Raw genomic sequence first — 8,934 nt, 5'->3', positions numbered from 1 at the left:
GTGGAAGGGCGATCGTTTTTTGGTGTGGGAGTGCGATCGCTTTTTGGGAATGTGGAGGGGTGCGATAGCGAAGCGCTGACCGAAGGTATCGCTTTTTGGGGATGTGGGAGGTGCGATAGCGAAGCGCTGACTTGTCAGTTCGCTTTTTGGGGTATGGAGGGCGATCGCTTTTTGAGGATGTGGGAGGGCGATCACGAAGCACGACCTAAAAATCATTTGCTAAAATAGAAGTAACTTAAAGTTACAGGAAAAACAAATAAATGATCACATTAGAAATGGCGATCGCTTCGCTCGCCGCAGGCATCGCTAAAATTAAACAATTACCTCTTGAACAGCGCAATGAAGTAATTAAATTTATCGAGTTCTTAGAATTTAAAGCAGGAAACATTAGACATGATATAATACAAAAATAAATCATTTTATAAGTATTTAATAATGATTGAAAGTTTATATCTTGATACCAGTGTTATTGGCTATCTTACAATTAGACCAAGCACTAATCTAATTACTGCTTCAAATTCAGTAATTACACAAAATTGGTGGGATACTCGTCGGCAAAATTTTACTCTATATATCTCGGAAGTAGTTTTAGAAGAATTAGCGAGAGGAGATCAAGAAATAGCTACTAAAAGACTAGAGCTAATAAGTGAATTACCATTATTAGCAATCAATGAAGCAGTGGAAGAATTAGCCCAGCAATTTCTGATCAAAAGCAATCTTCCTCCTAAAGCATCTGATGATGCTTTGCATATTGCCTTAGCCACTGTTTATAAAGTAGATTATTTGTTAACATGGAACTGTAAACATATCGCTAACGCACAAATCCAGAAAAAACTCTCACAAATTAGTATTCAATCTGGATATGAACTACCAACAATTTGTACACCTTATGAACTTATGGGAGATTAACAATGTGGAAAGATGAAGTATTAGAAGAAATTTACAAAATTCGAGAAGAACACGCTAAATCTTTTAATTATGATTTGCATGAAATTTGTCAAGATTTAAGGAAAAAACAGGTAGCTAAAAACAGAAAAATTATTACTCAACCTCTCATCAAATCACTATCCTAAACTAAGTTTTGGTATTGAGGGGGCGATAGCGCAAGCGCTGTTTCTTGGATGCCCGGAGGGCTTTTGTCAGTTCGCTGTTTGGGGTATGGAGGGCGATCGCTTTTGGGATGTGAGAGGGCGATCGCTGTTTGGGTTGTGGGAGGGAGATCGCTTGTTAGGGAATTATGGGAGTGCGATAGCGAAGCGCTCCGTAGGAATCGCTGTTTGGGATGTGGAGGGCGATCGCTGTTTTGGGAGATGTGGGAAGTGCGATAGCGCAAGCGCTGCTGCAAGCAGTTCGCTGCTATAATACGAACAGTTACTCTTTTTTGGAAAAAATACTATGGAATTAGTCACCTTAAATCAATCAGGATATCTGCAAATTCCTGAAATTATTAGACAACAGTTAGGTTTAAATAATGAATCAAAACTATCATTAGAAGTTCAAGACGGAAAACTAATTTTAAAACCGATCAAAGAAGAACCATCACTTTACTACGAAGGTCATGTATTAGTTGCTGATGTAGAATTATTAACAGATGCTAATACAATAATTGAAGAACTCAAAAATGAAAGAATGAATCAAGTAATGTCATGGTAAAAATATTATTTGATACATCAGTTTTAGTTGCTGCTATTTTAGTTAAACATCCTAATCACTTTCCTTGCTGTTCATGGCTAGAAAAGGTAAAAATTTCACAAATAGAAGGATTTATAATCACTCATACCTTAGCCGAATTATTCTCAGTTATATCTTCTTTTCCTTCTCAACCTCGTTTTTCACCTCAAATCACTCAGAGGCTTATTCAGGAAAATCTCAAAGAATTTCAGATTATTTCTTTAACTGAAGATGATTATTATCAAGCTATAGAAAATATGGTCAATCTAGGGTTTACGGGAGGAGCAATTTATGATGGTTTAATCGCTTATTCTGCTCTAAAAATAGAAGCAGATAAAATCTTAACTCTGAATGCGAAGCATTTTCTTCGTCTTGGGGATTCCATTTCTGAGTTAGTAGAAGTTCCATCATAGCAATAGCTGATTTAAACTCAAAATTCACAATATCTAGCTATAGCAAATTATAGAGATTGATTGCTGTTTGGGATGTGGGAGGGCGATAGCGCAAGCGCTGTTTCTTGGATGCCCGGAGGGCTTTTGTCAGTTCGCTGTTTTGGTAGAGATATCTTGAAGAATAAATTACCATGCACTTAACTATCATGAAATAGGTTAATCTTGTTCAGTCGGTACATTATTAAACTATGCATCACTGAGCAAGTAAAATCTAAAAATATGAGTAACTTTGAATATGATGAAAATAAGAGTCAAACCAATCTGGCAAAACACGGAATAGACTTCATTAGACCTCTTGCAAAATTACTTTTATGTTATAGTAGAGGATTGGCATTTTGGAACTGCTAAATTTAACTCATAGTTATAAATTGCTGCTAGTAAATTACAACGCAGACCATAACGACGACGGCGATTACGATATCTATCACCAAAAATCTTAAAAATTTTCAGGCGGCGATTGACGTGTTCAATGCCAATTCAAGATTCGCTAAAACACGATTATAGTCTTTTTCTAAAGCGGAAAGTTCTCTGTTTTTAGGCTTTTTTTTGGGAGTGTAACTGTTGCTGTGATATTGGTTAATTCCTTGATAACCACTATCGTGTAAACCTTGTATTTCTGGATGAAAATGAACCCCACTAGCTTTGAATAAGGCAAAATCATGACAGCGCCCCTTACCAAAAAAAGTACAAATAATTTCTCCTGTTTCTTGATTAATAATTAATTGGCTTTTGAGGGTGTGACGTTTTTTCTCGCCTGAAAAAAATTCCTGTTGTTTTCTTTTTGGACGTTCAATAGGCGTTTCAGTTACATCCATTACCACCACTTCAGGTTGGCTCAAACCACCTTTGAGCAAGGCTTTTTTACCAGGCAACCTAAACACTCCTGACTGCATTAGTTCTGATTCTATGCGATGAACAATGCGACAAATAGCGGTCACTGAGCTTGTCGAAGTGTTGATTCTGATACTCCCCAACTTGTTGCAATATGAAAATAAGTTCGGTACTCTCGCCAATATTCTAACGTAACTAAAACTTGTTCCTCAATCATAAGTACAGGTTTCGCTCCACATTGGTTCTTTTTGTTAATAGTTTGAAATTCTTTTAGAGTTTTAACCATTTTCTTAAAAGTCTTTCTTCTTACTCCAAAGCGGCGCTTAAATGCTCTTGGTTTTAGTTTTTGGATGGATTTATAGTTCATTTTTTCATCACCTCAGATTCTGATAATGCACAGAATTTGATTTTATCTTTTTTTGGTGATGTTTTTTCTGTCAGACGTTCCGCGATTACAACTATCGCTACAAATACCCCAGGCATCAATCTTTTTAGTTATCTCACCCCATTAAGATTAAAAAAATGAACTATTATAACACAAAATCAATTCTGCAAGAGGTCTATTTTCCTATAATTTGCTACAATGTTTTTAACTTAATTTAACATTTTAGGTGAGCCATCAAGACTCACCCCAATTACATTATACTAACAAAGCCTGTTCCTCCTTACTAATTACCCTACCTTCATCCTCAAAACCAACAATTTGATCAAAGTTCAAATACCGATACAAATCATCAGCAAAAGGATGTATTCTCTCCGCTACAATATCCAAATATTCCTGCACATTAGGAAGCCTTCCCAACAACGCACAAACTGCTGCTAATTCCGCCGAACCTAAATACACTTGAGCACCTTTTCCCATGCGATTATTGAAGTTACGAGTAGAGGTAGAAAACACCGTTGTATTATCATCAACTCGCGCCTGATTTCCCATACATAAACTGCATCCTGGTATCTCAGTTCTCGCATTTGCAGCTACGAAAACATCATAAACACCTTCCGCTTTTAATTGGTGTTCATCCATGCGAGTTGGAGGCGCTATCCACAACCGAGCGCTCACCTTACCTGCACCTTCTAAAACCTTCGCAGTTGCCCGATAATGTCCGATATTTGTCATACAAGAACCTACAAAAACTTCTTGTACAGGATCATTAGCAACTTCTGATAATAACTTAACATTATCAGGGTCATTGGGAGCAGCAACAATTGGTTCTTTGATTTCGTTTAAATCAATTTCAATTATTTCTGCATATTCCGCATCGGCATCGGCTGACATTAACTGCGGGTTGGCTAACCATTCTTCCATTTTTGCCACTCCTCTCATGATGGTTCGCGCATCAGAATAGCCCCGTGCTACCATATTTTTTAACAGGGCAATATTTGATATGTATTTTTCAGTTTAACTCATTTTATTTAAATATTCAACGATACGATCACATATATTTTTATCTGCTAATTGAATAGGAAAAAGATTTATATTACCCGCCAATATATCTCCTAATGGAATATGAATAAATTGATATATTCCCTCTATATTGACATCATCAATTCGTCTCTGTGCATCTGGAGAAAGTCCAGTAGCTGAAATAATAATTCCAATATAAAGATTTTCCCTTTCAAGATCATCTTTGAAACCACCAAACTGTTCACGAGTAAATTTTTGAGTCTGAATTTTTATGCTAATTCCTGCATCTTGAATAATATTATTACCTTTTTGAAATGACAATCCTTCTGAATGATAAACTTTATTTATTTGAGGAGCTATCACTTTAATACGTCCATCAATTCCACCATCTGATCTTCCCCTTCGTTTGGGCAAATTTGTAACTTTAGTGTTTTGATCTCCACCTAGTAGCTCAATAATTGTAGCTTCGTAAGCTAATTTTTCTTCAGTAGTTGAATCTAATAATTGATCTATAAAAGCGTTAATTAAATTTTTATTTACCATTTTTTATCTCCATATTATTTTTCAAAACTGGGGATTCCATAAATATTGGATTTTATCAAAAGAGGATTGAATAAGAGTTTCTATAACTTCTTCAATTGTCTTAAATTCAAACTTATGATATTTATTTTTAATCAATTCCGAAGTTGCTATTAACATCCATATTGGAATATTAACTGTGCAGTTTCCTTGAGATAATTTTTCAAGATTTTCAATCTTATCTAAATAATCAGATGATGGGAATTGATAGATGGACTGTTTTTGACCAAGTTCTGCTATTGCCAAAATTCTAAAAATCATCTCTACTACTCTTTTTGTACTATTTGTTGCAAGAGCAAGTTTAAGATTATTCAGGAGATCAACATCTAATTGTGTCTCATTAAATGTAAGCTTTTGCTTATTACCCAACCCTGAACTATCTATTAAATCTTTGGCTAAGTTTGAAATTAACTGTTTACTAGGCATAATAATTCCCTCCTCATTTACTATTGATTAAAACCAATTTGACATTCATTAGATAAAATTAGTTTCAACTGTTGACGGAAAATATCATGATTTTCTATGAAAATAGGAGGATAATTTCGTCCTGCATAGGGTAAATAGTAAGCACTTAATTTGTTTAATAATCCCTTTTGTTCTAATTTTGCTTTAATAATATTAATATCATCTTCAATACTATTATTGTCACCACAACGATTAGGAACAATGGTGAGTTTCAGAGGAAATTTTTTGATCACACTTTGTGTAACAATTGTGCTTAATTCACCAGGAATCCTCTCTAGCCCTTCAATATCGTTAGGTACAATAGGAGCTATCACTCTCCAGCCTATACGTTTTTTATCTACTAATTTTTCCAGAATCTTCCAATAGTCATCTGTATCTGCAACTACTATATCATGTTCTCCCATTCCTTTAAAATCCGTTGGAAGTCCCTGAACATCATCAGGATTAAGTTTATCTTCATCGGCAATTGTGATTGATTTATACAAATTAGGATTATCTTGCTGTTTTGCCTTTATATGTTCTATAATCCCTGAAGAACTAGAAAGTTTAAGTACCAAAACTTTTTTGCCTTCAGCAGCTAGTAATAAGGCGGTATTTGTTGCTATAGTAGTCTTTCCTACTCCCCCTTTTGGAGAATTAACGACTAATTTTAACATTTTATGATTGATTCCTAAGATTTACATATTTACAATTCTAGCAATAAAGGTGAGTCCATAAAAGACCCACCTCAATAATTCTACTAAATTAAAACCTCCTCAATCTTAGGCATCTTATCCACAGGAATCACCCTTCCGAAATCCTCAAAACCCTCAATTTCATCAAAATTGAGATAACGGTATAAATCAGCCTTAAACGGATCAACCTTTTGCGCCACAATACTCATATATTCCTCAACAGTAGGAATCTTACCTAATAACGCACATACCGCAGCTAACTCCGCACTACCGAGATACACCCTTGCACCCTTACCCATGCGATTATTAAAATTACGGGTAGAAGTAGAGAAAACAGTAGCATTATCCTCTACTCTTGCCTGATTTCCCATACAAAGGGAACATCCTGGCATTTCTGTTCTTGCACCAGCACCCGCAAAGATAGCATAAACACCTTCCTCTCGTAATTGTTGTTCATCCATGCGAGTAGGAGGACAGATCCATAAATGACCTTTAACCGTACCAGCACCTTCAAGAATCTTAGCAGCAGCCCGATAATGTCCGATATTGGTCATACATGAGCCAATAAATACCTCATCCACCTTATCCCCTGCACATTCGCTCATTAATTTAACATTATCAGGGTCATTCGGTGCGGCGACAATGGGTTCTTTAATCTCACTTAAATTGACCTCAATGGTATCCCAATATTCAGCATCCACATCAGCAGACATTAAACTAGGATTTTGTAACCATGCTTCCATTTTGGCAATACGGCGTAATAAAGTACGAGCGTCTTGATAACCCCGTGCTATCATATTTTTCATCAAGACGATATTAGAACGCAAGTATTCCGCTACAGTTTCCTCACTCAGTTTAATGGTACTACCAGAACAACTACGTTCTGCGGAAGCATCTGTTAATTCAAATGCTTGTTCTACTTTTAAATTGGGTAAACCTTCAATTTCCATGATCCGTCCAGAAAAGACATTTTTCTTGTTCTTTTTCTCGACGGTTAATAATCCTTTTTGGATGGCAACATAGGGAATAGCGTTAACAATATCCCTCAAAGTTATTCCAGGTTGCAATTCTCCTTTAAATCTTACCAAAACTGATTCTGGCATATCCAAAGGCATGACACCCAATGCACCAGCAAACGCAACTAAACCAGAACCAGCAGGGAAAGATATTCCCAAGGGGAAGCGGGTGTGGGAGTCTCCACCTGTTCCCACGGTGTCGGGTAACAACATCCGGTTTAACCAGGAGTGAATGATACCATCCCCAGGACGCAAGGCTACACCACCACGGGATGCAAAAAAGTCGGGGAGTTCTTGATGGGTTTTAATATCCACTGGTTTGGGATATGCGGCTGTGTGACAGAAACTCTGCATTACTAGGTCAGCACTGAAACCTAAACAAGCAAGTTCTTTCAGTTCATCCCTTGTCATGGGTCCTGTGGTGTCCTGAGAACCCACTGTAGTCATGATTGGTTCGCAAGATGTCCCCGGACGTACCCCTGTTAAACCGCACGCCTTCCCGACCATTTTCTGCGCCAATGTGTAGCCTTTTCTGGTGTTGGCTGGGGCTTGGGGACGGATAAATAAATTACTGGGTTCTAAACCTAATGCTTGACGGGTTTTGTCGGTGAGGGTACGGCCAATTAATAGGGGAATGCGTCCACCTGCGCGAACTTCGTCTAAAATGGTGTCGGGTTTGAGGCTGAAGGTGGAAATGACTTCCCCTGCTGCGTTGGTAATTTCACCTTTGTAAGGATAAATGGTGATCACGTCGCCGGTTTCCATTTTGGTGACATCGCATTGTATGGGTAATGCGCCGGCATCTTCGGCTGTGTTAAAAAAGATAGGAGCGATCGCACTTCCTAAAATATAACCCCCAGCCCGTTTATTTGGCACAAAAGGAATATCATTGCCTAAATGCCATAATACAGAATTAATTGCAGACTTGCGGGATGAACCTGTACCAATAACATCACCAACGTAAGCAACGGGATGGCCTTTTTTCTTTAACTCTGCAATGGTTTCTAAACTTCCCGGTTGACGGGTTTCTAGCATTGCTAAAGCATGAAGGGGAATATCAGGACGGGTGGTAGCGTGGGTTGCGGGGGATAGGTCGTCAGTGTTGGTTTCCCCTGGAACTTTGAAAACCGTAACGGTGATGCTTTCAGGAAGTGTGGGACGCAAAGTAAACCATTCTGCTGCTGCCCAAGAGTCTACCACTCTTTTCGCGTAAGGGTTTGTTTTTGATAATTCCAACACATCATGGTAGGCATCATACACCAACAAAGTTTTGCTGAGGGCGTTAGCTGCATAAGCGGCTATTTGTTCCCTTCCTTCTCCTTCCATTACCAAGGGTGTTTCAGAGGAAGTTGATACAGAGGTGTTAGAAACTTGGAGTAAATCAATTAAGGATTGAACATTGTAACCGCCGATCATAGTTCCCAGTAATTCTACTGCATCAACTGGAGAAATTAAAGGACTGGTAATTTCTTCTTGAGCTATCCTAGTCAGAAATCCAGCTTTTACATAAGCAGCTTGGTCTACACCGGGGGGAATGCGATCGCATAATAAATTTAATAATAACTCTTCAGTGCCTTGGGGTGGATTTTTCAGTAATTCACATAATTCTGAAGTTTGTTTTGCGTCCAATGGTAAAGGGGGAATACTCAATTGTGCGCGTTCTTGGGTGTGTTGTTGGTATTCGGCTAACATGATTTAGCTTTTCGCCTCTAATGTTTTGTTTCCTTTATTTTATTGTAAAGGAATTGTTACAGGAGTTACGAATGGACGGAATTGGTTAGAAAGAACAATTTATTGCAGTGATAATAAAATTAGGCACTAAAAGAAGAACTATAATGATG

Annotated in this window: 11 protein-coding genes and 2 pseudogenes; 7 read left to right on the top strand and 6 right to left on the bottom strand. The window is 37.6% G+C overall.

Translation table 11 applies throughout. The features are described 5' to 3' along the window. From VB711_RS20960 to VB711_RS20930, 7 genes are all read left to right on the top strand, one after another. The coding region (locus VB711_RS20960; RefSeq protein ID WP_323288221.1) for a hypothetical protein at nt 1-228 on the top strand (228 nt) is incomplete at its 5' end. Between the two features lie 32 nt (nt 229-260). Beyond that, nucleotides 261-413: a hypothetical protein gene (locus VB711_RS20955; RefSeq protein WP_323288220.1), complete on the top strand. Its 153-nt coding sequence runs from the start codon at nt 261-263 to the stop codon at nt 411-413. A gap of 22 nt (nt 414-435) precedes the next feature. After that, nucleotides 436-909 (top strand): type II toxin-antitoxin system VapC family toxin, encoded by a 474-nt coding sequence (locus VB711_RS20950; RefSeq protein WP_137666284.1) that lies wholly within the window; start codon nt 436-438, stop codon nt 907-909. Between the two features lie 2 nt (nt 910-911). Further along, nucleotides 912-1,073, top strand: a complete 162-nt coding sequence (locus tag VB711_RS20945) for a hypothetical protein (RefSeq protein ID WP_190346708.1) — start codon at nt 912-914, stop codon at nt 1,071-1,073. A gap of 63 nt (nt 1,074-1,136) precedes the next feature. After that, nucleotides 1,137-1,328, top strand: coding sequence for a hypothetical protein (locus VB711_RS20940; RefSeq protein ID WP_323288219.1), 192 nt, complete (start codon nt 1,137-1,139; stop codon nt 1,326-1,328). A gap of 67 nt (nt 1,329-1,395) precedes the next feature. Then, on the top strand, nt 1,396-1,653 hold the full coding sequence (locus tag VB711_RS20935) for an AbrB/MazE/SpoVT family DNA-binding domain-containing protein (protein ID WP_323288218.1): 258 nt from the start codon (nt 1,396-1,398) through the stop codon (nt 1,651-1,653). Next, on the top strand, nt 1,647-2,084 hold the full coding sequence (locus VB711_RS20930) for a type II toxin-antitoxin system VapC family toxin (RefSeq protein WP_323288217.1): 438 nt from the start codon (nt 1,647-1,649) through the stop codon (nt 2,082-2,084). Before VB711_RS20935 ends, VB711_RS20930 begins: the two co-directional genes overlap by 7 nt. 348 nt (nt 2,085-2,432) lie before the next feature. On the opposite strand, the pseudogene VB711_RS20925 reads toward VB711_RS20930, so the two are convergent. The 6 genes and pseudogenes from VB711_RS20925 to acnB form a co-directional block, all read right to left on the bottom strand. After that, a pseudogene (locus tag VB711_RS20925) lies at nt 2,433-3,321 on the bottom strand (IS5 family transposase). 273 nt (nt 3,322-3,594) lie between these two features. Next, nucleotides 3,595-4,338, bottom strand: a pseudogene (locus tag VB711_RS20920) (aconitase family protein); the annotation flags it as partial. A gap of 15 nt (nt 4,339-4,353) precedes the next feature. Beyond that, on the bottom strand, nt 4,354-4,902 hold the full coding sequence (locus VB711_RS20915; RefSeq protein WP_323288216.1) for a hypothetical protein: 549 nt from the start codon (nt 4,900-4,902) through the stop codon (nt 4,354-4,356). Nucleotides 4,903-4,923: 21 nt separating this feature from the next. Further along, nucleotides 4,924-5,364, bottom strand: coding sequence for a hypothetical protein (locus tag VB711_RS20910; protein WP_323288215.1), 441 nt, complete (start codon nt 5,362-5,364; stop codon nt 4,924-4,926). A gap of 20 nt (nt 5,365-5,384) precedes the next feature. After that, nucleotides 5,385-6,059 carry a ParA family protein gene (locus tag VB711_RS20905; protein ID WP_323288214.1) on the bottom strand — a complete coding sequence of 225 codons (675 nt, stop codon included), beginning with the start codon at nt 6,057-6,059 and terminating at the stop codon, nt 5,385-5,387. An 83-nt stretch (nt 6,060-6,142) separates the two neighbouring features. Then, a complete protein-coding gene (gene acnB / locus VB711_RS20900; protein ID WP_323288212.1) occupies nt 6,143-8,785 on the bottom strand; it encodes a bifunctional aconitate hydratase 2/2-methylisocitrate dehydratase in 2,643 nt (880 codons plus the stop codon). Nucleotides 8,786-8,934 lie beyond the last annotated feature (149 nt).

The organism is Cronbergia sp. UHCC 0137 (assembly GCF_034932285.1).
GTDB lineage: Bacteria > Cyanobacteriota > Cyanobacteriia > Cyanobacteriales > Nostocaceae > Cronbergia.
This window is presented reverse-complemented; position numbering and strand designations above follow the sequence as displayed.